The following is a 25,209-nucleotide window of genomic DNA, read 5'->3' on the forward strand; positions in this document are numbered from 1 at the left end:
GTTTCATATACCGTTAAATTAGATTGTTCTAAATTACGTTTGATTTTTTCTTTTTTTAATAAATAATCGAAATATTGTTTGCAGTTTACTATCTTGTCACCTGACCTATTTTTACACTTATCACTATATGGTTTGATATACATATAATTAGGGTAAATATTTGCTACTTTCCATACATTACCTTGAATTATTTTATTTTCATTAATTAAACGAAAAAAATTGTCTATGTTTACAGATATATTTTTTGTTTTTTCATCAATGGTAGGTGTATTAAAGTATAATAAGCCTTTAGGTTTATTATACTCATCTTTTACTATTTTTGAATTAAATACATTAATTTGATATCTATAAATAGTATCCGTTAAGTATCTAAAATATTGTTCAACTTCATTTTCAAGTTTGTCTTTTTTTGTTTCCGTAAAATTAAAAGCAATAAAAAAAGAGATTACTATCATTACAAACAATCTAGAAAATTTAATCATAACCACACACAAATAAAAACAAACGGACTATCAATTTAACTCACTGATTTTAAACATAAATATTTAATTACAAACAAATAAACTCATAATGTTCAACCTATAATTTACCATTGAAAATTTATCCGTTAAAAACATATAATCCTTGATACCAATAGTATCTTATTTAGCAATTAATACCTATATTATTCTTAATTAACACCAAATACATATATAAAGTTTTATTGTAATGTGTATTTTAATCATAAAATAAAAATGATATCAAAAACATTAATATCATTTTTAACTTTATTTATATATAACTTCACACGTATACATTCATACTAAAGTATCTGTTCTGATTTCTTCCACGCCTCAACAAACCCTTGAGCAGAAATCTTAAATTCTAATTCTGTTTCTTGGTTATATATATTAACGAAGACTTTATGGACATTAACCGTTTCGGTATATTTAAATTGAGTAATTAAAAATGCTAAACCTTCATTTGTTGTTGGTGTATAAACCCAATAATTTTTGCTGTCTTCAGTTCTACGACAAATCTTATCCATTTGCACTTCTTGGCCATTAATGGTCATTAAAACTGTTTTATCAAAACCATTTTTATTGCACTGACTCAAAAAACGCTCAAAGCCATTGTTATTATATTTTGCCTTATAAAGCGAAAAAAAAACTTTTTGCTGTCCCTTTTGCTCATCAATCAAGGACGATAAAACATAATGCCCATCAATCCCTGAAGAATTCCATTCAGATGCATTTGCATGAACAGGTAACATTGCAACACAAGTCCAAGCAAGCCAAAAAAATTTACTCATATTATTCCTTTAACATCAATAAAATAAACAATACCTGCACGGTATTGTTTTATCCAAATCTAAATCTTATGGCATCAGTATTTAAAAAAGTACTTCCCTATAATAGCGACTAATTAAATAATGAGAATAGTAAATAAAAACGAATCAGGTGTGATCACAAATAAATATTTAACACTATTTAAAGCCGCATTATTTTTGCGATGAATGTCATCATTGAAAGCCATAGATATGGATATGAAACGACAGGTTAAGATTCCCGTATTCATTGATTCAATAAAAAACCCCTATCGAAAATACTTTTATAACATACAAGTATTGCTTATCAATACTAAAATGGCACATAATACACAAATGGAAAAATATACATCGATTTTATTTGACAACAATCACACTATATACATATAAATGCATTATTTGATTAATGTATTACTTATCATCCATTAACCCCTTTTTTTGATCGAGCATATTATTGAATGTACACTAATGTCATTATAAATTCAGCCATCCCTTTATGTACTAATCATCAATCAACAATACAGCAAAACTTTTTCCAATTTATTGATGAACATATCCATTTACATGATGATGCTGACTTCTTTGCTACATTAGTCACTGCACGAATAGAAACGATTAATCACTTAATGCCTTACCAAACAGATAATCTATATCAATGCATTACCAGTGATTATGCACAAACTATTAATGGCATTGTCCCTCTAGATAACCTTGCTTTGTATTATATTGAAATTGAAAAACAAGCTATCACGTTATTTGGTAATATCTTATCTTGTTGGGCGGAATATGAACGTTATCGTGTTTTTCAACAAGTCATAAAGCACCCACTAACAAAAACTAATACGCCACAAGTGGTGGATAATAATAAAAAGATAACCGAAGTCGTGCCACAAATTGAAGATGATAAACGCTTATTTATAACGCCATATTACGATCTTCCTATGACACTGAGTAATGCGATTGCATTAAAAACCATTGAAAACTTTGTGAAGAAAAAACACTGCTATGAGTTACTCTATTTCTTAGCTCTTTCAAGCAATGGGGAGTATGTGATTCATTATCAGTGCACGACTCTGTTTCCTACACTGATTACGACCGCACATCTTTAATGTACAATCTAACCCCATAAAAAAATGCTCGTACCAATCATGATACGAGCACCTTAAAAATCAATTATAAGCTAGTCCACATCGCAGCACCTGAGGCCCAGACTTCAACATAATTTTCATTACATCGAAATTTCAAATAGCCACGATTATTATTTTTTTGATAATTAACATATACCCAATTACGGTTATCTTGCGATTTATTATCCAAGCTATTGTCTGACATCGCAGTGATAGCATAATTCGTTTTAACAGCAATACGCTGTTGGCACATTTCAATATCATTTGCTGTAGGTGGTTGGCGTGTTTCAGTAGTGATATCACAGCCTGATAATAATACTGCTGCTGCAACAAAGGTGTGTGTTTTCATTGGCTACTTACGTTGTTTATCATCAAAATTATCGCTAATGAGAGACATAACGCAAGTACGCGCTTCAGCTCTGCTAGCTAATGTGCGCGGGATTCTATAGAAAAATCAAAAAAATGATAGTAATAATTTGTCTCTTTAAACGATTTTTTGAGCGTTATCACTAATTAGATATATATATAGGTTATACATTAAAAATACAAAAAAATGCTGCATATATAAAAATGATATACACAGCAAACTTATAAGTATAAATAGCAGAAATTAATTACAATTGCTGTCGATTTTCGTTTAACCAGTTAAGCCATGCGTCCATCCCTTCACCTGTTTTGGCTGAAAGCTTAATCACTTGAATATTAGGATTCACTTTACGGGCGTTAGCGACACAATCTTCTATATTGACATCAACATAAGGCAACAGATCGATTTTATTGATGATCATTAAATCAGCAGCTGCAAACATATTTGGATATTTAAGAGGTTTATCCTCGCCTTCCGTCACCGATAAAATCGCAACTTTAGACGCTTCACCAAGATCAAAACTGGCAGGACAGACTAAATTACCGACATTTTCAATAAACAAAAATCCAGGTTCATTGATCGCTAATTGATGATAAGCATCATGGATCATTTGAGCATCGAGATGACACCCTTTACCTGTATTAACTTGAATAGCGGGCACAGCTGTCGCACGAATACGATCAGCATCATTGCTTGTCTGTTGATCACCTTCAATCACTGCGCAAGCACACTGATGTTTTAATTTCATCAAGGTTTCGGTTAATAACGTCGTTTTACCTGACCCTGGACTTGAAACAAGATTAAGTACTAATTGACGGTTCTCAATAAAATGCTCGCGGTTATGCGCTGCAAGCTGATTATTATTACCTAAAATATCCATCTCTAATGTTAATAACTGTCGCTGTGATACACCGGCAACATGCACTTCCGCTTCACCTTTACCATAGTGTAAATCACCCGTTTCTAAACGCTCAGGTTGATGCTGTACTTGATGATGGTGATGATCGGCATGATGATCATGGTTATGGTCGTGATCATGTGAATGTGCGTGATCATTTTCATGCTCATGATGATGTCCATGTGCGGCTTGCTGAGGCATGGTGCCAGCAGGCAACGTATAATGAACATGATGATGAACATCACCTTGATGGTGATAATGGTGATGGATCACAACTGATTGTGGCACATCTGCTACTGGATGATGATCATTATGCTGGTGTGAATGTTCATTGTGATGATGATCATCATGGCTGTGATCATGATGTTCGTGAGAGTGACCTTCAATTCGGCTATCGCCGCAACCGCATACATTACACATATTATTCAACCTCGATATGTTTAATCATTAATTCTTCTCCAGTTTCAACTTTAAGTTGATAACCATGACAACGCGGACAACTCACGCCACGCTCTGGAATTTCTACATGTTGTTGACAATCTAAGCACCAAACTCGCGCTGCAACGGATTCAATCTTTAATTGGGCATCTTCTGCAATAGTGCCACGACTCGCAAATTCAAACCCTGTCGCTAATGCCTGATGTTCAATACATGACAGTGTGCCAATCGCTAATGTCACACTTATCACACGTTTAAAACCTTGTTTTTGTGCTTGTTCAACCACGGTATCAACCGTATTTATACTCAGTGATAATTCATGCATTGTTACAGTGCCTCTGACTCGATGGTTGAATGAAGATGGGAATAGTGAAGTGCATACCACAATTGTCCTGCGGCAATTGCACCATCATTTGACGGCAGTTTTTCACCACAATACACCGGCTGTGATTGACCTGAGAATTGGTGATAAATCTGATCAACTAAAACTCGGTTTTGAAACACGCCACCGCCGAGAACAACCGCATGGCTAGGATGCTGTTTAGCAATAGTGGCAATCATTTTTGCAATAGCCGTCAATACACCATGCGCTAAACTATTGATCCATGTTTGACGTCGATCATCACGGATCTCACCAACAAGCGGTAATACGTGGGCAAACAAAGGCTGCCAATCAATAATACCAGCGGCTGTAATCTGAAACGATAATGGAATATAATAGGTATTCTGCTTAGCAGCTTGTTCTAATAACAACCCACATTGACCTTCATAATTAACCTTATCGACCAAGCCTAATAGACACGCCCACGCATCAATAAATCGACCGATTGAAGAGGTATAAGGTGAACGGCTGCCACTTTGCCATAACTGATACAGATTATTAAAGTGCGTTTCAGTCCATGTTGAAAAAGCACTTAACTGCATTGACTTAATATCATCAACCTCATAGCACTCAAGTAACATTGCCAGTAATAACCGCGCAGGCTCTTTAATCGCTTGCTCACCACCAATAAGCCGGAAGGGACGTAAATGACCAATACGTTGATAATCTTGGCATGATGTTAATAAGACCTCCCCGCCCCATACGGTGTCATCATCACCCCAACCTGTACCATCAAAGGTAAAGCCAAGTACCGGTTTAGTGAGATTAAACTCCGCCATTACTGCTAAAATATGCGCATGATGATGCTGAACTTGCAGTAGTTCTACTGGCGTTTCAGAAGCGGTGATCAGTTGTTTTGCATAAGCAGTCGAGTAATAACTAGGGTGTTTATCACAGACAACTTGTGGTGCAGTCACCTGATATAAGGCTTGTAAATCAGCCACGGTTTGTAAATAGCGCTGCTCAGTATCGAGATTATTAAGATCACCAATATAAGGCGATAATACCCATTGCTGCGGTAATGCTAATCCGATAGTGGATTTTTGTTGTGCACCTAATGCTAGCGTTATTGTCTCGGCTTTATTGCCAAATTGACTATAAGGCGCATAACCACGCGCCATACGCAGAGTACGTATTTTGCCCCCAGTATAGTGAACCACACTGTCGTCACAGGCATGAACAATCGGACGATTATGATCAAGGACACTATCAATCGTGCCTGAAAATTGCTGTTCGATTTGCTGGATCTCAGTCGCAATTGGCATCCCTGAAACATTAGCACTGGTCATCACTAACACTGCGGTTGCATTAATTTCAGCTAATGCGGTGAACAATAAATAGTGTAAAGGTGTATAAGGCAGCATAACCCCTAAATAAGGTACATTCGGCGCTACATTCATCGCAACATTAACCGCGAGATTGGTAGAATTAACACTCATCGAGGCTGGGATTTGAGATTTGTTCATTAGCACAATCGGACGTGCTTGAGAATCTAATGCTTGCCATTCAATCGGCTCACCTACCACCAATTGCTGTGCAGTCTCAATATCAGCAACCATTACCGCTAATGGTTTCTGTTGGCGATGTTTAATCTGGCGTAATTTCGCAACAGCTTGAGCATGAGTACCATCACAAACAAGATGAAAACCACCTAATCCTTTAATCGCAACCACAGCGCCCGTTTGAAGACGTTTGGCTAATTGATTAATCGCGGCTTGCTGAATTAACTCGGCACTATGGCTTAGCGCAGCTGATGAAAAATTATGATTATGGCTGTAATCAATAAAGCGTGTCCACGGCCCACACACTGCACAACTTATTGGTTGGGCATGGTAACGGCGATCAAGTGGGTTTTCATACGCTTGCTGGCAATCGCAACATAAAGCAAAACCTTCCATACTGGTGGTCACTCGATCGTACGGCAACGCACGTGTAATGCTATAGCGAGGGCCACAATGGGTACAATTGGTAAAAGGATATTGGTAATAACGCGAGGTAGGATCGGCAATGTCTTGTTTGCAGGCATCGCAAAGCCCTTGATCAGGAGAAACAGATACACTGGTGCTATCACAGTGCTGACTTTTCTCGATACTAAACAAAGTGGGTTTTTCAGGAGCTAACCACAACGGGAGTGATGTCACCGTTACGTGATCAATACGGCTTAAAGGCGGTGCTTGTTGCTCAAGTGCAATAATAAAGTGTTCAAGGTTTTTAGTATCACCTTGAGCTTCTATTTTCACCCCTTCCGAATCATTGATTACCCATCCAACTAACGCATATTGTAGCGCCAGTTGATAGACAAAGGGGCGGAAACCGACCCCTTGTACAATGCCGGTAATATGAATATATTGTCGTGCAAAGTTGTCTTTCACTGTGATTATCCAGCTAAATTACGACAGCATTAAAATGCCACCAAACGCTGCCATAACAATCCCAACCACACGCATCACACGTTGGTTTACTGCTGATGTCATGACTAACTTACCTAATGCAATGCCTGATACATGTAAGATTGCAGTTGCTACAACAAAACCACTAAAGTATTCCATCGCTTGTGCATCAAGCGGCATTTCCATACCGTGTGCCATGCCGTGGAATAATGCAAAAGCCATTACTAATCCCGTTGCCAATTTCTCAGACATACGACCGCCAGCCAATAACATTGCGCCCATACCAATTACAGATAAAGCAATGCCCATTTCAATGCCCGGTAATACCATACCAGCAACACCTAATGCACCGCCAACGACCATAATCCCAATAAACGCCATTGGTAGACGTGAAACAACTTTACCGCCCATCAATGCTGCCAGTAAACCGACACCAATCATTACAGATAAGTGATCAAGGCCAGTAAATGGGTGCACAAAACCGGTCATAAAACCCGTTGTAGTATGAGGACCAATGTGACCAGGGTGTGCTAAAACAATGGGTGAAAAAAGAGTAAGCGCACTGGCAACAATATGTTTAAATTTCATTTATTTTTATCCTTAGTGTCATAGAATCAAAACCCGCTTTAACGGGGGATTTATTGCTAATAAGTACTAGGGAGACGTACTTATTAACCGTAAATTCAATACCTAAGCGTTATTAAATCATCCCTGTAATACGTTCAGGATGCGCATAAGCATCTGCGCGACCATTACGACAATGGCCCAATAACGTCAGATTAAGTTTTTCCGCCAGATCAACCGCCATTTTAGTTGCTGATGAAATCGCTAACAGCACTTCAACCCCTGCAGATGCGGCTTTCTGAACCATTTCAAAACTGGCACGACTTGTGACTAATACCGCACCACCCCTTAACTGTCGCTGATGAATACAACCCACCAATTTATCCAGTGCAATATGACGACCTACATCTTCAAAAATAGCTTCTACTTGACCTTGTTGGTTGATATATACCGCCGCATGAGCAGAGCCAGTTAACTGATTTAATTGCTGTTTACGTAATAATTGTTGTAAGACAGGATCAAGGAAACCTAAATCAAACTGTACTGATGACGGCACAGGATCTAATGCACGGCATACTGTTTCTAATTTTTCTTCACCACAAATGCCGCAACCTGTTAGTCCAGCAAGAGAACGACGTTTTTGTTGTAAACGCGCCACACAGCGATTGGCAATCGTGACATTAATGTTGATGCCATCACAGGTAGGCATCATTTCAATATCATGAATATCACGATGATGATCGATGATCCCTTCTGATAACGAAAAGCCAATCGCAAACTGTTCTAAGTCATTTGGCGTACACATCATTACGGTGTAAGCGACACCATTAAAAGCAATCGCAACCGGCGTTTCTTCAATGATGTAGTCAAGTTCACAGCAATCACTTTTGCCTTTACGGTAACGTACAATAGAACGTTCGCTTGCATTACAAAACATCGATTCCGGTAACGCTTCTAAGGTGGTCAACATCTTTTTCCTTTACTTATTTATTACGTCATATTTATTACGACAATCACTGTTTGTTTATAAAATTTTGTTTATCACATTCAGCTAATTAACGATAATCTTGGCTATTCAAACCCATTTTTTGCATACGAGACAATAACGTGGTTCGTTTTAGCCCCAATTGATTTGCGACCCCATTAGGTCCAGCGATGACACCATGACAACTGATTAAAGTATCCACTATCATCTGTCGATCAATCACCGCTGGTGTCGATTTAACCTGATTAACTCGCACAACTTGCGGCTCAATCGACTCGACAGGTGTATCGATCCCTTTTGGCGGTAACGGCACCAACTCTTGAATAGGGACATTAAGCACCTGACCACGGGTTAAAATAACCGAACGTTCAATCACATTACGCAATTCACGTACATTACCCGGCCATGAGAATTGCTGCATAATCGCCATGTCTTCCACCGCAATCGAAGTAATGGTTTTACCCATTTTCTTGGCAAGTTCACGGGTAAAATGTTTAACTAATAAGGGAATATCTTCTGCTCGTTCACGTAACGGCGGTATCTCAATCGGAAAAACATTTAAGCGATAATACAAATCGTTACGAAATTGTTTCTGTTGTACCATTTGCAATAAATTAACATTGGTCGCGACCACTATCCGTACATCGACACTGATTAGCTGATTTTTACCAACACGCTCAATTTCATTTTCTTGCAAGGCACGTAATAACTTAGGTTGTAACTCCAATGGCATATCACCAATTTCATCAAGAAATAGCGTACCTTTATGGGCTTGTTCAAATCGCCCCACACGTTGAGTAACCGCACCTGTAAATGCTCCGCGCTCATGACCAAACAATTCACTTTCAAATAAACCACTCGGGATCGCTGCACAGTTCATTTTTACCATGTCAGTTTTACTGCGATGACTCATTTTATGGATCGCACGTGCAATCAATTCCTTGCCAGTACCTGATTCCCCTAAAATCAATACGGTACTATCACAACTTGCGACTAATGCCACTTGCTCTAGCACTTTATTCATCACTTCACTTTGACTGATAATGTCATCAAAAATGGCATGCTCATCATAGCTATCCTCAATACTGATAAACTTAGTTTGAGGTCGATGCGGAATGGCCGACTGATGCACTTTAATACTGTGCATCGCTAATGCGACCCGCGCTGATATTTGTTTAAATAACTCAATCTCACTCGATTGAAATTGTGTTTCTACTGCCTTGACATAACAGATATAACCGATGGTTAAACCTCTAAATATCATTGGCATAACACACGCACTTTTCGCCAGTGATGAGAAATAAGGACTATTATCATCCCGTTTTAATTTATAAATATCAGCAGCGGTTAAAATTACGGCTTTATTATTTTCAACCGCATTTTTGATCATGCTGTCATCGGTAAAAAAATGACATTGATAATCAATGCCGCCGTCAATAGCACCACCAGAATATTGGTTATAATGGCCATCTTGAGATTGTATTATTGATAATTCATTCATCCCAAAACGTTGAAATAAAAAGCCTAATAGCGTTCTAATTAGTTCTTTTTTTGAACTTTGATTAATAACAGCATTGGTAATATCAACTAAAAATTGATAGTTCTTATGTTCGTTACTTAATTGTTGCGTTAACGATGAAGCAACTTGATGCTCAAGAATATGTTCGACCATTGCAGCAACCATATTATTGAACAGTTTAAATTGTTTTTCTACATCATCATAACTAGGTAAACGGAGATTAATATATTCAATCGCGCCTAACTGCTGATTGGCTATTAGCAGCGGTATTTTACAATAAGTTTGAATATTAGTGTATGCCGGATGAAGAGATAATTGAGGAAATGTTCGATAAAGTTCTTCGCCATTAATATAATGACTATACTCACACGACACAACATGATGAAGACTTAGATTATCTTCTGAATAATCATAGCATTGGAAGTTTTTATCCGCATCTTGGTAGTATAGTATTGATTGCGCATTTATATCATCTTTTAAAATAATATTAACACGATCGGCATCGATGAATAACAAACTTTCATTATTTAGAAAATTTATCACACCCGATATATCATTAATAGACAATAATGCCTTAGAAAAAATCATTAAATCGCTTTCAAAGTTTTCCATTCTGACATTAACTCTTGCTGATAATATGACTCAAATAGTGATTAATAACTCAATCATTTGTTATACAATTCTCAAGTATTTTAACAACCAAGTATTGATCTATATCAATCAATAATTATTAACAATAACATCACTAAAATAAAAGTAACAATATTACCAATCTTTTGAGCTAAAAAATAAATCAGGATAGTTATTTAGATAATAAATGACATAAGGCACCAAGATAAAAATAATCAATCTTTTATCTTGGAAACCTTAATTTCATTTATGCTGCTATATATTAAATATAAACCTTAACAGGTCTTATTCAAACAATATACTTACGCATTCTTAACATGGTTTTTCAAGCGTGCTTTCAAATTACTGTACTCAGTTTGTACATAATTTTCAGCCCACGGTTGATCATCAATATTTTCTACTTTAACAGCACAATATTTAAATTCAGGCGTACCTGAAATAGGATCAACATGTTCAATGGTTAATTCATTACATGCACCAATCCACCATTGGTATGTCATGTAAACAACACCTTTATTAACACGCTCATTGTAGTTAGCTCGAGAGATAACTTTACCACGGCGAGAAGACACCCAAACTAATTGTTGATCATCGATCCCCAATGCTTTGGCGTTATCTGGATGCATTTGCACATAACCAGGTTCATCAGCCAATGTTTGTAGCGCAGCACAGTTACCTGTCATTGAACGACAAGAGTAGTGGCCTACTTCACGCACAGTTGACAACACTAACGGGTAATCAGCATCTGGTTGCTCTAGCGGCGGACGCCAATCAGCACCAATAAACATCCCTTTACCTGATGGTGTAGTGAACTTGTTATCTTTAAATAAGTAAGATGTACCTGGATGATCTTCTGTTGGACAAGGCCATTGCACAGATTTCAGATCAGCCATTTTCTCATACGTTACACCTGCATAATCAGGACATAATGCACGAAGTTCATCCCAGATTTCTTCAGTATTGTTATACGACATAGGATAACCCATGTACGTTGCTAACAAACTAAAGATTTCCCAGTCCGGCTTCACATTACCCGTTGGGATCACTGCTTTATAAAAGCGTTGGAAACCACGGTCAGCACTGCTGTAAACACCTTCATGTTCGCCCCAACTTGTCGCAGGGAAAATCACATCAGCAAATTCAGCTGTTTGAGTCATGAAGATATCTTGTACGATAACAAGATCCATCTTGCGCATAGTATCGCGCATTACGGCTAGATCTGCTTCAGTTTGTGCTGGATCTTCACCAAAGATATAGAAAGCTTTACAAACGCCTTCGTTTACCTTGTGACCTAATTCAGTTAAGCGGTAACCCGGCTTACCTGAAAGCTCAACACCCCACGCTTTTTCAAACTTTTCGCGATTGGCATCAATGTTTACGTCTTGATAGCCAGGGAATTGGTGCGGCAACATACCCATGTCACAGGTACCTTGAACGTTGTTTTGACCACGAACCGGACCACAACCCACACCAGGACGACCAAAGTTGCCCGTTAGCAATGCAAGGCCTGCTAAACCACGAACAACATCAACCGCTTGACCATACTGAGTAACACCCATACCCCAAAGAATCATCGCTTCAGGCGCAGCAGCATAAGTACGTGCCGCCAAGCGAATATCTGCCGCTTTAAGACCGGTTACTTCTTCTACTGATTCAGGTGTGTAACGTGAAGCAATTTCACGGAACTCAGCAAAACCTTCAGTATTATTTTCAACGAAAGATTTGTCGTATAAGTTTTCTTCGATAATCACATTCGCTAACGCATTAACGAGTGCCATGTTCGAACCGTTCTTTAACGCTAACCATTGATCAGCAACACGCGCAGATTCGATCTTACGTGGGTCACATACAATAATTTTAGCGCCATTTGCACGGGCTTTAAGAATATGTCTTGCTACAACTGGATGAGAATCAGCCGCGTTGTAACCGAAAATGAGTAAGCATTTAGTAAGTTGAATTTCGGGAATAGCGTTACTCATTGCGCCATTACCTACTGTTGTCTCCAGACCGGAGACTGATGGTGCGTGTCACACCCTAGCACAGTGGTCAACATTGTTGGTTCCGATCACCGCCCTTGCGAGTTTTTGCATCACATAGTTGGCTTCGTTACCCGGACCGCGGGCTGAACCTGTTGTCATTATCGCATCTGGACCATATTGCTTTTTAATTGCCATTAGCTTATCGCCGGCAAATTGAATAGCTTCATCCCAAGACACGGCTTCTAATGCTGATTCACGTGTACGGCGAATCATTGGTTGCTTTAGGCGTGGTGTTAATAAGTTGGTATCGTTGAGAAAATCCCAACCATAGTAGCCTTTCAAACAAAGTTGGCCTTCATTGGTACGACCCATTGCTGGCTCTGCTGCCACGACTTTGTTATTTTCGACAACCAACTTTAGTTTGCACCCAGTACCACAGTAGGGACAAACAACAATTGATTTTTTCATACTAACCTTTTGGCTGTAATTGTTATTAATATGTATTGTAAACCGAGGGTTTATAACACTAGCGAGTGATCGCTACAGCAGCATTGAGCGCAGCTGCTTCACGTTTTTGTTTGCTTGTTTCAATCAATGTTTCAGCTTCAATAATCTGAATTGCGCTAGTAGGACAAACTTCCACACACGCAGGACCTGCTTCACGATGAGAACACAAGTCACATTTCAATGCTTGAGACTTAGGTACCATGCGCTTAAATAGCGATGCACCTTTTGATTCTTCAACCATCTTAGTCACGACATTCATTGCACCGTAGGGACAAGCAATGACACAGGTTTTACACCCGATACAGCGTGATTGAATCACTTTTACATAGCCATCTTCTAAAACGATAGCGTTATTAGGACAAACCTGAGCACAAGGTGCATCATCACATTGACGGCACATTACGGGCGTTGTCACATGCGCATTTTTCACCAAGGTCAACCGTGGTGAAAAATCTGCGGGAGCAACCCCTGTTAGCTTGCCATCTGCTTGATGAGAAACAACACAAGCAATTTCACAGGTTCGACACCCAATACACAGATTTGGATCTGCAAAAACAAACCGGTTCATGGTCTATACCTTGTTGATATCGATACATCGCAACATAGTCTTATGTTGCTATTCCTTTTAAGCATTAGTTGTGCCATAAATTACGAAATCATTAATTTATTTTTAACCAACTGAAATTAAATTAAAAAAAAAGGAAGTACATGCAATGCAGTACTTCCTTTTTTATTAATGTCGATAAAGTCATTAACTTCGTCAATTGTATCGACACTGTTCGTCAGTGGTTATCGACACCCTTCGACAATCAATGTCGACAGTCACCACCAATAAACATCAACAATGCTCAAAACCACCCGACCCTTGCCACTCAGGTAAGCGCTGGTAAATCGTTTCAACCGCGGTTTGCACCATCTCGGTTAGCGGAAATGAAAACGCCACAATAGCTGGTTGAATACCAACAAAAATAACCTCTGGCACAAAAGTTTTTAAATCGTCAATCAAAAAATTAAGCGGCAAGCTATGGGTCGAAACCACATACATATCGACAATAGTTTCTGGATCAATAATTCGCACTTCGCCTGCTTGTTCACCAATATCCGCCGCATCCACCACAATCACACGTTGGGGCTGCGCTTTACGAATAAGATGTAAACAATCTTCAGGCATCGAGCCACCTTCCAGCACGCTCCATCCTGAAATCGGATTATCTTTGATCATTTTTGCTAATAATGGACCAGCACCATCATCACCCATCATGCTATTACCGACAGTAAGCACGATATTACTAACCGATAAATCAACATCATCGTTAGAAACACTTTCGCCCATCACTGTCGACAAATTCACTTCCTGAAGCATATTTTCACCTCATGTAGCATATTTTCATCATGTAACATGGTTAGCGTATGCCTCGAATCATCATATACATCGTCGGCTCGCGGTGAATGTCACCTAACGCAGCAATAAAATCACGGGTTAACTGCTGTGATAGTGCATTTTGAGTCGAGGTATCAATTCGATCAAACGCTAACGCCAACATATTAAGGTGTTCAGGGTAAATGGTGATTTCACCAAACACAAAATAGCCTTTCATTTTATTGAACGCTTCGCCGTCTTGTGGCAAGCCGCTGATCCATGTTAGATATTCATCGCCTTCACATTCAATCACGGCTTTTAGACAATCAACTACGCCTAAATGGTGACCAATCGCCAAGCTGTAGTACATGATCTGTTTAGCTTCTTCAGGCACATCATAGCTTTCATCAACAAATTTACGGCCTAATGTATAAAAGTAGACGTGACCTTGAAAATGGCGAGATTGTGTTAATTCCGCTAAAACATCACTCATTGGTGACAACCTCCGCATGATGTTTGATCTTGCTGTGCACTAGGACACGCTTCAGAACCAGTGAGTGCTGCCATGGTCTTTGACAGTAAAATATTTACGATTTCAGTAAGTCGTGGATCATTTTTAGTCGCAAGGTAAGCACTGATTTTTTGATCAACATCATCGGCACTACAAGTGGCGAGTACATTCATAACGTCATCGGCAATACGTTGTCCTTGTACATAACCTGCAAGTACACGTGCTTGACGTTCAATCATCACTTTAATATCCAATGGAATTTCAGTGTGTTTTAAACTCGCCTTTTGTTCTTCAGGTTGATGTACTTTGGCTTTCAATTTTTGATCAAGCAAACCCAACGCAACCGCAAAACCAAAAATAGTTGCGGCAGGTGTCGGTGGACAACCCGGAATGTAAACATCTACTGGGACAATTTTATCCGTACCACCCCATACACAATAAAGATCGTGGAAAATACCACCATCACAACCACATGCACCGTATGAAATCACAATCTTTGGATCCGGCGCGGCTTCATAAGCACGCAGCGCAGGCGCACGCATTGCACGAGTTACCGAACCGGTATAAAGCAAAATATCGGCATGGCGCGGTGAAGCGACAATTTTGATACCAAAACGCTCGGTATCAAAAATAGGCGTAGTTGCTGCAAAAATCTCAATCTCACAGGCGTTACAACCACCGCAGTCAACGCGGTAGACATACGCTGAACGACGAATTTCCTTGATCAGCGCATCTTTTAGCTTTTGGCTATTGGGTGGCAGTTCAACAGGTACGGTTTGAGTATGGGCTGTGCCTACTAGTTGTTTAATACCTTTCACTTTTGCTCCTCAAGGTAACGTAGGTGACTGACATTTTCGCTATCTAACATATTGTTGCTGCGACGACATTCAGGACAGGTTTCGATTTGCTTACGACGTTCTATAAGTTGTTCACCCGTTACGCCACTGTGCTCAAGGGTATCGATGACATATTCAAGTAACTTACGCGCCACGAATGGACGATCACATTGACGACAATTCGCTAACGTAAATACTGCTTCATCATAAAGATCGGCTTTACTGGTCACGGCTAACTCAAAATTCTGAGTCAGTTTAATCGCATGAGTTGGGCACACTTCTTCACAACGACCACAGAAAATACAGCGCGCTGTTGAAAGCTCCCAACGACGTGTACCCGCTTTAGTATCGGTTTCCATGATCAAGGCATTAGCAGGACAAGCACGTGTACACGCACCACAAGATAAGCATTGATCAGCATCGAGTTCTGGTTTACCACGAAAATCTTCATTCACTTCCATCGGAGCAAAAGGATATTTAATGGTAACTGAACCTGTTTTTATTACCGTTTTTAATAACTTAAACACATGACCTCCTAAAGCTTGAATGGCGAGTTCTTGCGGTCAATGCTGTATTGCTCAATCGCTTTATAAGGAACGGTTTTACTGCGCTGTTTCTTAGTATCAACAATCGTTACACGGTCAGTACATGAGTAACAAGGATCTAAGCTACCAATAATTAACGGTGCATCAGCAACAGTGTTACCTCGTAACATATAACGCAATGTTGGCCAGTTTGCGTATGTAGCCGCACGACAACGCCAGCGGAATAACTTCTGGTTATCGCCTGTCATGCTCCAGTGAACGTTTTCACCACGAGGGGCTTCAGTAAAGCCAAGTGCAAACTTATTAGGCTTGTAATCAAAACCTTCGGTTAGAATCGCACCCGGTGGCAAGTGATCAAGACCGTATTCAATCACATTTAAAGATTCGAATACTTCACGTACACGTACCATCACACGTGAGAATACATCGCCATTTTCCATCACTTGAATATCAATCGGCACACTGCCGTATGACTCTAATGATTGACCATGCACAGTACGTACATCGCGGTTAAAACCACTAGCACGAATCAATGGACCTACTGGGCTAAAATCACGGGCTACTTGCTTGGTTAAAATACCTACGCCTTCAGTACGGCTACCAATATTAGGCGTTGAAAGTAAAACATCCACCAGCTCAGAGAACTTCTGACGCACTTCTTTCACCATCGCAATACCTTGTACGCGCTGCTGTTTTAGAAAATCACGACGTACACCACCGATAAGGTTCATGCCGTATGTTTTACGCGCACCCGTTAGTAGTTCAGCCAATTCCATGGTCTTTTCACGAACACGGAAAAATTGCATAAAGCCAGAGTCAAACCCAACAAAGTGGCTTGATAGACCAATGTTTAATAAGTGACTGTGTAGACGTTCAACTTCAAGCAATACAGTACGGATCATCTTGGCGCGGAATGGCACATCAACCGATAATGCGTTTTCAATAGTATTGCTGTAACCGACACTGTGAGTAAAACCACAGATACCACATACGCGGTCAGTTAGCTGTGCAACTTCATGGTAACCCATGCGTGTTTCAGCCAGTTTTTCCATGCCACGGTGAACATAGAACATACGGTAATCGGCATCAACAATGTCTTCACCATCAACGAACAAACGGAAGTGACCCGGTTCATCAGAGGTAATATGCAGCGGACCTACAGGTACAATACGGTTGCTGTCGTTACCTAGCTGGTTATCAAACTGGTAAGTTTCTGTTTCAGTGGTTGGTTGTGGACGCTGACGGTAATCCATCGCATCTTTACGCAATGGGTGCAGGTTTTCAGGCCAATCATCAGGCAGTACTAAACGACGCTCATCAGGTAAACCTACCGGACGTAAACCGTACATATCACGGATTTCACGCTCGCCCCATACCGCAGCAGGAATAGTTGGCGTAATAGAGATAAACTCTTGGCTATTAGCATCAACCAATACTTTTACCGTTACCCAGCTTTTCACTTCACCTTCCATAGAAAGTGCGTGATAAACCGCAAAATGACCGTTTAAAGTACGTTCATCGTTACCAAACGTAACCGTTAACCAGCCACCTTGATCGTAATAAAGCCATTTCATCACTTCAACTAACGACGTCATTTTAACCGTGATAGTGACTTGGTTTTCTGTTTGCCACTCTTCATCAATAATCGCGGATGGAAAGAAATGATTCACACCATCGACATAGTTTTTACCAATACGACCCGCTTGTGGCTGCGAGTGAAATTGTTGAGATGTATTGTTTGTCATATCTATTACTTACCAACCAAAAATTAAAAATATCAGTGCCAATACAGCCACCAAAAACGCAGGGAAAATCGTGCGATGAATTTGAGTAAAACGTACACGTGCCATGGTGTTTTCAACCAGACCTGCAATCAAGAACACCACAAACAGTTTAATCAACAGAATAATGGTGGCAGAAAATAAGCCGCCAAAACTCAAGCTGCTTGCTTTACCCCAAGGAATAAATATCGCAAGAAATAGCTGTGCAACGACCAGCTGTTTTAAACCTAAACCAAGTTTAACCATTGCCAATGCAGAACCTGAATACTCTGTTACTGGACCTTCTTGTAGCTCTTGCTCTGCTTCTGCACTATCAAACGGCACTTTGCCCATTTCGATAAACAATGCAAACGCACACACAATACCTGCCAGAATAATGGTTAATGGGTGATGCCAAGTGTTATTGGCTAATGCGTGACTGATATAACCTAAGTCAGTTGTACCGACACTTAACGCAACCACCACAATCGCCAGAATTAAAATCGGCTCAACTAAGATACCCAGCGTTAATTCACGGCTACTGCCCATACCCGCAAACATGCTGTTTGAATCAATACCTGATAATGCGAAGAAGAAACGGAAAATCGCTAACAAGTAAATATCGGTAATAATGTCACCCGAAATTGGAAACGGTGACACTTGCGTAACCGTCGGTAGCGCCATTCCAATTAATAGCATCGTTACTACAAGTACCCACGGCATGATCCAGAAAATAAAACCAGAATTTGCTGGAGCTACTGATTGACGACGTAATAATTTGGCAATATCACGGTAGTCTTGCAATACACCCGGCCCTTGGCGCGAATGAATTTTAGCGCGAATAACGCGAGAGAAACCTGTCGCAAGTGGCGCTAACATCAACATTAAGATAGCTTGGACAATCGCTAATACAATCCAACCCGCAGTTGGCATTTCAAGTGGGGACATTAGAGACTAACTCCTGAAATGAGAGGAACGAACAACACCACAACCACCACGACAATAATGCAGAATCGGCACACTTTACGGCTATCCAGCGTTGGATTTTCACCACCATTACTTAAGTAAGGCAGTACAAAACGCTCAGTAAATGACGTTTGGCGGTTGTTATAAATAAAACCAAACATATTACGCATCGGGCGAGTGATACTTGCCGCTGAAACTGTCATACGCTGTTCGTATTGGTAACCACAAGCCCAAGGATCACCTTGGTGACGACGCGGAAGACGACGTTGACGGAATGTATAAAGTAACGCGGCAGGGACTAACGTTAATAGCGCAAGTGCAATCGCAATCACAGGAGTAGAAAGGATAGCTTGATCAGCAACCGCAGGGTAAACCGTCAAACCATGGGCAACCGTTACCGGGGCCATGTTCAACATTGAAGATGCGATTAATGAGAAGTAAGGTGCAATCCACGGTGCACAAACACCTAATACCACACACAATACCGCTAACGATGTTGTCGCGGTGATCATTGCAGGACCCACTTCACGCGTATTAGCTGCTTGCTCTGTTTTTGGCGCACCAGTAAAACAAATACCATACACTTTCACAAAACACATACACGCTAACGCACCCGTAAAGGCCAGCATTACCATGCCAAACGGACCAAATAACAAGTTAGCAACCGTACCGACTTTACCCATGCTAAATAGCGATTGATAAATAAACCACTCAGAAACAAAACCATTTAATGGCGGTAAAGCACAAATTGCCAATGTACCAATTAAGAATGCTGCCGCAGTTTTAGGCATTGTTTTCGCCAAACCGCCCATATCATCCATTTCTTTGGTATGCATACGGAATACGATTGAACCAGAGCCTAAACATAATAGGCCTTTGAACACCGCGTGGTTTAATAAGTGATATAAACCACCTAATAGACCAAGTAGCGCTAAAACTGGATGATGAGACGCAATACCAATCATGCTCACGCCAACACCGATTAAGATGATGCCGATATTTTCAATGGTATGGTATGCCAATAATCGTTTGATATCGTGTTCTGCCAACGCATACATTACGCCAAGAACAGAAGACACCGCACCAAAGATTAGCACTAAGAAACCCCACCATAATTGGGTTGCACCAAGGAATAAAATCGCAAACTTCAAAATACCGTAAATGCCAATTTTTACCATGACACACGAAATTAAGGTTGAGCAATATGACGGTGCTAACGGATATGCTTTCGGTAACCAGCCATGTAAACCAATACCTGCCGCTTTAATACCAAAACCAACCAATGCCAATAAGAACACCAACGATGCCGTTGCTCCAGTAACAGGGTTATGCATAATGGCACTGAATTGATAGCTATCAGCATGAGAGGCAACAATCATAAATGCCACCACAACCAATAGGCTGGCGGCATGATCTGCAATAAAATATTGCAAACCCGCTTTTTTACTTTGAACGCTACCATCGCTGATAACAATCAGCCAAGAAGCCAGTGAAATGATCTCCATAAAGATAATAAAGACCATTACATTGGCTGACACCACAAGGGCTGTCATCGCTGCAGCAAAAATATTGAAAAGTACATTAACCTTCCAACCGCCTTTGCCATAGTACTCTTCAAGGTAGTTAATCGAATAAACAGACGCTGCCATGGTGACCACAGAAATCACCACTACCATTAGCGCAGACAACATATCCATGCTAAACCAATGGCTCATTGCTGCGGTAGCATCGGCAGTATCAAAACCCGAGACGATAGTGCTAATACCGGCGATGATACCAAACAGGCCACCAAACGCACTGATCACACCAGCAAGACGCAAACTCTCTTGCTCATTTTTACGCCCTTGATACGATAAAATCGCAGCGACGGCATAACTGATTAAAGCAAAACAAACTAAAACTAATGGGCTCATCGTGTTACTGCTCCACCTTTGGCTGACGCTGCACTGTCGGCTGCACACTCACGTTTAATATCACGTGCTTTAACGATATTTGCTGCATCGATTAGCACGATCGCTTGTGTTGGGCACACTTCAGCACAGGCTGGTCCTTGTTCACGGAAACCACACAAATCACATTTAACCGCAATGCTCTTTACTCCCGGTTCCCAAGCAAGAATATCTTGACCAAATGTGCTTGGAATGGAAGTTGAAGGGTTACTTGAACGAATGGTTGAAGGGATATAGGTATCGTAACTATTTGCCATCGCAACAGGTCGACTACCATCAAAAGCGATTGCACCAAAAGGACAAGCAACAGCACATAATGTACAACCGACACATAATGTTTCATTGAGCATGACACGATCTTGTTGCTTGGTGATCGCTTGCACTGGACATACAGTGGCACAAGGTGCATCTTCACAATGACGACACATCACAGGCGCAGTGGCATCATCTAATTTAACCACGGTTAGGCGGGGATGGCTTTGCAGTCCTTGTTGTTTATGTACTGTCGAACATGCTGCCATGCAGGTGCCACAACCAATACACTTCTCAGGATCTGCAATTACAAAGCTTTTCATTGTCTACCTAGTCAATCGCAAAAAAAACTATTAAAGCAAGAAATATGCCATATAGGTATTATTATGCGTATATTATTAGATATCAATTACTTAAAAATAAATAATAGTAAAAAAATACTTTCCACAATAAAAATACCAACATCAAAGTGTCGTCATCTTCAATCTCGACAGTTGGCATCGACACATTTCGACATCAACTGTCGAACAACCATATTGCCATGCTCATTTTTTGAACACCTATCGTGGTTATATAAAAAAACGCCCCGTACTTATTATTGTTTTAAGTAAGGGGCGTTATTCATTTTCAATAGACATCAAATGTTATACTACATGCCTTTATTGCCATGCTTTTAGGATAATACGCTCATCATCATCACGTTTAACCCAACCGTCTTTTTCCATACGATTCGCTAATGGAATCGAGTATTTACGGCTTAATTCGGTGCGATCTTTAATATCGGTCATGGTAATACGATCATGCGGTTGATGATCAGCAATCACCGCTTTAACAAGATCTAAATACACCCCCATATCAAAATAAATATTTTCATCAAGCGCAGTAATGTATTTTTGATGGCTTAATTGACGTAACCACTTTTTACCGCCAACAATTTTGATTTTATTTAGCTCAAGCCCTGCTTTGCCAAACTGACGAATTTGATGCAATATATCAAGCGCATCTTGAGGTAAGTCATCTTCATTATCACCCTGACCGACACACCACTTACCGTAACTTAAATGCACTTTCTGTTGCTGCTTTAAACGCTGCATGATCAGTTCAATCACGTCATCATTGATCCGTAACCGACTGCATAATTCAGCTGATGCCATCGAAATACCCGCACCAAGTAATGTATCAAGCTGTTGCGATATATCCGTTAACCACTGGTTATCAAAACAAAAAGGCGCAATAAAGGTTTGCTGTTCTGTGGCTTTAAAATCAGCCTCATGACATTCAAAATAACCTTGTAGCACTAACAACATCTGTCGTTGTGACTCTGGCTGTAATTGTTGTGGTAAGTTATTAAGTACATCGTATAAACGGCGCTTTTGATAGCCAAAAATATAATCACTCCACACCACTTCTGCGCCATGTTGTAAACCACTGCCGCCTTTTTGGATCATCGCTAATCGTTGTCCAAATAATAACGGCATTGGTTTTTCAAACACTAATCGCGCCAACTCAGTATTGGGAATGTAGCTCAAACGTGCTGTACCGTGCCACGTTCCCATCGCCACTTCCACTTGGCGTTGTTTTTTAACTTTTAACTTTATCGCCGTTTTGGTTAATCGCACAATGCACTGATCACGCAGAGTAATCTGTTGATTAATACCAGTGATCAACTGCCCTCTGGCGATATCTTTACGACCCACACCTTTAACATTTACCGCCACACGGCATGTTGCTGAAACTGAAGTTAATTGTTGATGATAAGCCTGAATCGATCGCACCGTACCAATAAGATTTGATGGATGACAACGTACTTTATCGCCAATCGCTAATTGACCTTGTGCGAGTGTGCCTGTTAGCACCGTACCAATTCCGTTTACCACAAACACCCGATCAATATACATTAACGGTGCCGTCGCTTGTTCAACCACTGAATTATCATCACTGTTTGTTGGAGCAACGATTTTATGGCGTGCAATGTTAACTTGAACAGTTTCAATTAAAAGCTGGCGTAATGCTTCAATGTTATCTTTTTTCAATGCAGAAACAGTGACGATTTCAGGTAATAAACCGCTACGTTCCATTACTTGTTCTAAGACTTGATCTTCTATTTCCGCTAATTGCTCCGCGCTGACTTTATCGCGCTTATTAATACAAACGACAATATCTTCAATCCCCATTGCATGTGCAACGTCAAGATGTGAAGTGGTCATTGGCATCCAACCTTCATCAGCAGCAACCACTAATAACAACACATTTAAATGCCATACACCTGCAACCATATTACGCAAATAACGCTCATGTCCGGGAACATCAACCACCCCGATAGTATTACCATCATCATCTTGAAAATGCGCAAAGCCTAAATCTTGGGTCATGCCTAATTGCTGCTCATGAGGACGCGCGGTTATCATGCCCGTTAACGCTTCAATTAATGCGGTTTTACCGTGATCGACATGACCAGCAAGACCAACAACAGCTTGATATTGTTTTTTATGTGTTGATATCGCCACCATTATTTAGCCTCCGTATTTATATAAGATTGAATATAATCGTCAAGCTGAGCAATAAAGACAGCATGATCACTGTCTAATAAGGTCGCGACATTTAATAGCAGTTGGTTACTATTAACATAACCAATAATCGGGGTCGGTAAATCACGTAGCGCATCTAAATGCAGTTGTGCTTTACCTGGTAAAGTAAGTTTTAGACCATAACAAGGATAGGTTTCACTAGGAATTGCGCCACCACCGACTTGCATCACAAGAGGAACAGCTTGAACATAAGGTTTCCAACGTTGCGCCCATTGTTGGGCTAACGTTTGACTGATCTTGGCACGATCTAACGCTTGTTGCGCCACACCAAAACCAGCAGGATCACGGTTTAGTTTCTGAACTAATAATTGCTCAAGCATTGATAAGACAATTCGCCCCGGACGGAAAGTACGCATCATCGGATTTTTGGCTAATTGTTGACACAGTTTTGGGCAACCCGCAATGATACCAGCTTGTGGGCCACCGATAATTTTATCACCAGAGAAACACACTAAATCAACGCCCATTTGCAAATAGCGCGGCAACGACACTTCACTTTGAGCGTATTGCTCTGACGATAAGCCTGAGCCTTGATCGATCACTAATGAAACATGCTCAGGTAAACGTTCAGCCACATCCTGAATATCAGGTGACTCAGTAAACCCCTGCATGGAGAAATTAGACTGATGCACCATTAATACCATCGCGGTATTTTCAGTGATCGCATTAATATAGTCATCACTGGTAGTGATATTGGTGGTGCCCACTTCAACAAGTTTGCACCCAGAAAGCGCTAAAATATCAGGAATACGAAAGCCACCGCCGATTTGAACTTGCTCACCGCGTGACACAATCACTTCTTTACCCGCCGCTAAAGCATGTAACACTAAATACACTGACGCGGCATTATTATTCACGACCACACAATCTGCAGCGCCAATCCAGCTCTGAATCAAGGTTGGTAATAAACCGTTACGATCACCACGCTTACCATCACTTAATTTCAATTCAAGATTGTTATAGCCAACGTTCACGGCTTTAATACTATCCCAAATTTGCTCATCAATTGGCGAACGACCAAGGTTGGTATGCACTGCAATCCCAGTTGCATTAATCACCCGTTGCTGGCGACGGCGGTACAATTGACGACAGCTATCAAGCACTAATGCCATCACATCAAGATGATTAACACCTTGGATTTTAAAGTCAGGATGCTGGCGAATAGACGCAAAAAGTTGACGCAGAGTATTTGTTACGACAGGTCGACTTAATAAGCGCACATAATCGGCTAAATCTGAATGTTGAAGGAGTTGTTCAATTTGAGGTAAACGATAATTGATTATTGTTTTTTTTGATGACAAAAGTGATGAAGATGGTAGTTCTGAAGAGGTTATCGTGGTCACGGTAGTT

Annotated in this window: 22 protein-coding genes; 1 reads left to right on the forward strand and 21 read right to left on the reverse strand. The window is 40.3% G+C overall.

Translation table 11 applies throughout. From position 1 onward, the window contains the following. Together BTO21_RS20100 and BTO21_RS15555 are read right to left on the reverse strand one after the other, a co-directional pair. On the reverse strand, nt 1-482 hold a 482-nt coding region (locus BTO21_RS20100; RefSeq protein WP_211298257.1), incomplete at its 3' end, for a hypothetical protein. A 320-nt stretch (nt 483-802) separates the two neighbouring features. Continuing rightward, a complete protein-coding gene (locus tag BTO21_RS15555) occupies nt 803-1,291 on the reverse strand; it encodes a hypothetical protein (RefSeq protein ID WP_065191803.1) in 489 nt (162 codons plus the stop codon). A gap of 473 nt (nt 1,292-1,764) precedes the next feature. Between BTO21_RS15555 and BTO21_RS15560 the strand changes: the two genes are divergently transcribed. Then, entirely contained in the window at nt 1,765-2,415 is a 651-nt protein-coding gene (locus BTO21_RS15560; protein WP_045028370.1) for an acyl-homoserine-lactone synthase, read from the forward strand. A 64-nt stretch (nt 2,416-2,479) separates the two neighbouring features. Here the strand turns inward: BTO21_RS15560 and BTO21_RS15565 are convergent, their stop codons facing one another. From BTO21_RS15565 to selA, 19 genes are all read right to left on the reverse strand, one after another. Further along, nucleotides 2,480-2,782 carry a hypothetical protein gene (locus BTO21_RS15565; protein ID WP_045028372.1) on the reverse strand — a complete coding sequence of 101 codons (303 nt, stop codon included), beginning with the start codon at nt 2,780-2,782 and terminating at the stop codon, nt 2,480-2,482. 265 nt (nt 2,783-3,047) lie between these two features. Continuing rightward, nucleotides 3,048-4,118, reverse strand: coding sequence for a hydrogenase nickel incorporation protein HypB (hypB, locus tag BTO21_RS15570; RefSeq protein WP_045028373.1), 1,071 nt, complete (start codon nt 4,116-4,118; stop codon nt 3,048-3,050). 1 nt (nt 4,119) lies between these two features. After that, nucleotides 4,120-4,461, reverse strand: a complete 342-nt coding sequence (gene hypA / locus BTO21_RS15575; RefSeq protein WP_045028375.1) for a hydrogenase maturation nickel metallochaperone HypA — start codon at nt 4,459-4,461, stop codon at nt 4,120-4,122. Between the two features lie 2 nt (nt 4,462-4,463). Continuing rightward, nucleotides 4,464-6,890: a carbamoyltransferase HypF gene (hypF, locus tag BTO21_RS15580; protein WP_105026901.1), complete on the reverse strand. Its 2,427-nt coding sequence runs from the start codon at nt 6,888-6,890 to the stop codon at nt 4,464-4,466. A gap of 18 nt (nt 6,891-6,908) precedes the next feature. Further along, nucleotides 6,909-7,496: a HupE/UreJ family protein gene (locus BTO21_RS15585; protein WP_045028376.1), complete on the reverse strand. Its 588-nt coding sequence runs from the start codon at nt 7,494-7,496 to the stop codon at nt 6,909-6,911. A gap of 112 nt (nt 7,497-7,608) precedes the next feature. Continuing rightward, nucleotides 7,609-8,442, reverse strand: coding sequence for a formate dehydrogenase accessory sulfurtransferase FdhD (gene fdhD / locus BTO21_RS15590; protein WP_045028378.1), 834 nt, complete (start codon nt 8,440-8,442; stop codon nt 7,609-7,611). Nucleotides 8,443-8,527: 85 nt separating this feature from the next. Further along, nucleotides 8,528-10,564: a sigma 54-interacting transcriptional regulator gene (locus tag BTO21_RS15595; RefSeq protein WP_239997953.1), complete on the reverse strand. Its 2,037-nt coding sequence runs from the start codon at nt 10,562-10,564 to the stop codon at nt 8,528-8,530. 344 nt (nt 10,565-10,908) lie between these two features. After that, the gene (gene fdhF / locus BTO21_RS15600) at nt 10,909-13,053 is read right to left on the reverse strand and encodes a formate dehydrogenase subunit alpha (protein ID WP_082056816.1); all 2,145 of its coding nucleotides are present in this window, start codon (nt 13,051-13,053) and stop codon (nt 10,909-10,911) included. 58 nt (nt 13,054-13,111) lie between these two features. Continuing rightward, the gene (locus BTO21_RS15605) at nt 13,112-13,660 is read right to left on the reverse strand and encodes a 4Fe-4S dicluster domain-containing protein (RefSeq protein ID WP_045028384.1); all 549 of its coding nucleotides are present in this window, start codon (nt 13,658-13,660) and stop codon (nt 13,112-13,114) included. A 270-nt stretch (nt 13,661-13,930) separates the two neighbouring features. Next, nucleotides 13,931-14,425 carry a hydrogenase maturation peptidase HycI gene (gene hycI / locus BTO21_RS15610; protein WP_045028437.1) on the reverse strand — a complete coding sequence of 165 codons (495 nt, stop codon included), beginning with the start codon at nt 14,423-14,425 and terminating at the stop codon, nt 13,931-13,933. 70 nt (nt 14,426-14,495) lie between these two features. Further along, the gene (locus BTO21_RS15615; protein WP_045028386.1) at nt 14,496-14,945 is read right to left on the reverse strand and encodes a formate hydrogenlyase maturation HycH family protein; all 450 of its coding nucleotides are present in this window, start codon (nt 14,943-14,945) and stop codon (nt 14,496-14,498) included. Then, complete coding sequence (locus tag BTO21_RS15620; protein ID WP_045028387.1) at nt 14,942-15,781, reverse strand: NADH-quinone oxidoreductase subunit B family protein; 840 nt, start codon at nt 15,779-15,781, stop codon at nt 14,942-14,944. The genes BTO21_RS15615 and BTO21_RS15620 overlap by 4 nt, the downstream gene beginning before the upstream one ends. After that, nucleotides 15,778-16,326, reverse strand: coding sequence for a formate hydrogenlyase complex iron-sulfur subunit (locus tag BTO21_RS15625; RefSeq protein WP_045028389.1), 549 nt, complete (start codon nt 16,324-16,326; stop codon nt 15,778-15,780). Before BTO21_RS15625 ends, BTO21_RS15620 begins: the two co-directional genes overlap by 4 nt. An 8-nt stretch (nt 16,327-16,334) precedes the next feature. After that, nucleotides 16,335-18,089, reverse strand: coding sequence for a hydrogenase large subunit (locus tag BTO21_RS15630; protein ID WP_045028390.1), 1,755 nt, complete (start codon nt 18,087-18,089; stop codon nt 16,335-16,337). A gap of 9 nt (nt 18,090-18,098) precedes the next feature. Further along, nucleotides 18,099-19,052 carry a respiratory chain complex I subunit 1 family protein gene (locus BTO21_RS15635; protein ID WP_045028391.1) on the reverse strand — a complete coding sequence of 318 codons (954 nt, stop codon included), beginning with the start codon at nt 19,050-19,052 and terminating at the stop codon, nt 18,099-18,101. After that, nucleotides 19,052-20,983 (reverse strand): proton-conducting transporter transmembrane domain-containing protein, encoded by a 1,932-nt coding sequence (locus BTO21_RS15640; RefSeq protein ID WP_045028393.1) that lies wholly within the window; start codon nt 20,981-20,983, stop codon nt 19,052-19,054. The genes BTO21_RS15635 and BTO21_RS15640 overlap by 1 nt, the downstream gene beginning before the upstream one ends. Continuing rightward, nucleotides 20,980-21,594: a 4Fe-4S dicluster domain-containing protein gene (locus BTO21_RS15645; protein WP_045028394.1), complete on the reverse strand. Its 615-nt coding sequence runs from the start codon at nt 21,592-21,594 to the stop codon at nt 20,980-20,982. The genes BTO21_RS15640 and BTO21_RS15645 overlap by 4 nt, the downstream gene beginning before the upstream one ends. Before the next feature lie 336 nt (nt 21,595-21,930). Next, nucleotides 21,931-23,781 (reverse strand): selenocysteine-specific translation elongation factor, encoded by a 1,851-nt coding sequence (gene selB, locus BTO21_RS15650; protein ID WP_045028396.1) that lies wholly within the window; start codon nt 23,779-23,781, stop codon nt 21,931-21,933. Beyond that, nucleotides 23,781-25,202 carry an L-seryl-tRNA(Sec) selenium transferase gene (gene selA, locus BTO21_RS15655; RefSeq protein WP_232573772.1) on the reverse strand — a complete coding sequence of 474 codons (1,422 nt, stop codon included), beginning with the start codon at nt 25,200-25,202 and terminating at the stop codon, nt 23,781-23,783. Before selA ends, selB begins: the two co-directional genes overlap by 1 nt. Nucleotides 25,203-25,209: the final 7 nt, after the last annotated feature.

This window comes from Photobacterium phosphoreum (assembly GCF_002954725.1).
GTDB classification, from domain to species: Bacteria; Pseudomonadota; Gammaproteobacteria; order Enterobacterales; family Vibrionaceae; genus Photobacterium; species Photobacterium phosphoreum.

Coding starts and splice junctions, on each gene's coding strand:
- hypB (WP_045028373.1), bottom strand. CDS start 4,118: ATGTGTAATGTATGCGGTTGCGGCGATAGCCGAATTGAAGGTCACTCT.
- BTO21_RS15560 (WP_045028370.1), top strand. CDS start 1,765: ATGTACACTAATGTCATTATAAATTCAGCCATCCCTTTATGTACTAAT.
- BTO21_RS15645 (WP_045028394.1), bottom strand. CDS start 21,594: ATGAAAAGCTTTGTAATTGCAGATCCTGAGAAGTGTATTGGTTGTGGC.
- BTO21_RS15565 (WP_045028372.1), bottom strand. CDS start 2,782: ATGAAAACACACACCTTTGTTGCAGCAGCAGTATTATTATCAGGCTGT.
- hypA (WP_045028375.1), bottom strand. CDS start 4,461: ATGCATGAATTATCACTGAGTATAAATACGGTTGATACCGTGGTTGAA.
- hycI (WP_045028437.1), bottom strand. CDS start 14,425: ATGGGCGAAAGTGTTTCTAACGATGATGTTGATTTATCGGTTAGTAAT.
- BTO21_RS15555 (WP_065191803.1), bottom strand. CDS start 1,291: ATGAGTAAATTTTTTTGGCTTGCTTGGACTTGTGTTGCAATGTTACCT.
- BTO21_RS15585 (WP_045028376.1), bottom strand. CDS start 7,496: ATGAAATTTAAACATATTGTTGCCAGTGCGCTTACTCTTTTTTCACCC.
- fdhD (WP_045028378.1), bottom strand. CDS start 8,442: ATGTTGACCACCTTAGAAGCGTTACCGGAATCGATGTTTTGTAATGCA.
- BTO21_RS15640 (WP_045028393.1), bottom strand. CDS start 20,983: ATGAGCCCATTAGTTTTAGTTTGTTTTGCTTTAATCAGTTATGCCGTC.
- selB (WP_045028396.1), bottom strand. CDS start 23,781: ATGGTGGCGATATCAACACATAAAAAACAATATCAAGCTGTTGTTGGT.
- BTO21_RS15605 (WP_045028384.1), bottom strand. CDS start 13,660: ATGAACCGGTTTGTTTTTGCAGATCCAAATCTGTGTATTGGGTGTCGA.
- BTO21_RS15630 (WP_045028390.1), bottom strand. CDS start 18,089: ATGACAAACAATACATCTCAACAATTTCACTCGCAGCCACAAGCGGGT.
- BTO21_RS15635 (WP_045028391.1), bottom strand. CDS start 19,052: ATGTCCCCACTTGAAATGCCAACTGCGGGTTGGATTGTATTAGCGATT.
- BTO21_RS15615 (WP_045028386.1), bottom strand. CDS start 14,945: ATGAGTGATGTTTTAGCGGAATTAACACAATCTCGCCATTTTCAAGGT.
- BTO21_RS15595 (WP_239997953.1), bottom strand. CDS start 10,564: ATGATTTTTTCTAAGGCATTATTGTCTATTAATGATATATCGGGTGTG.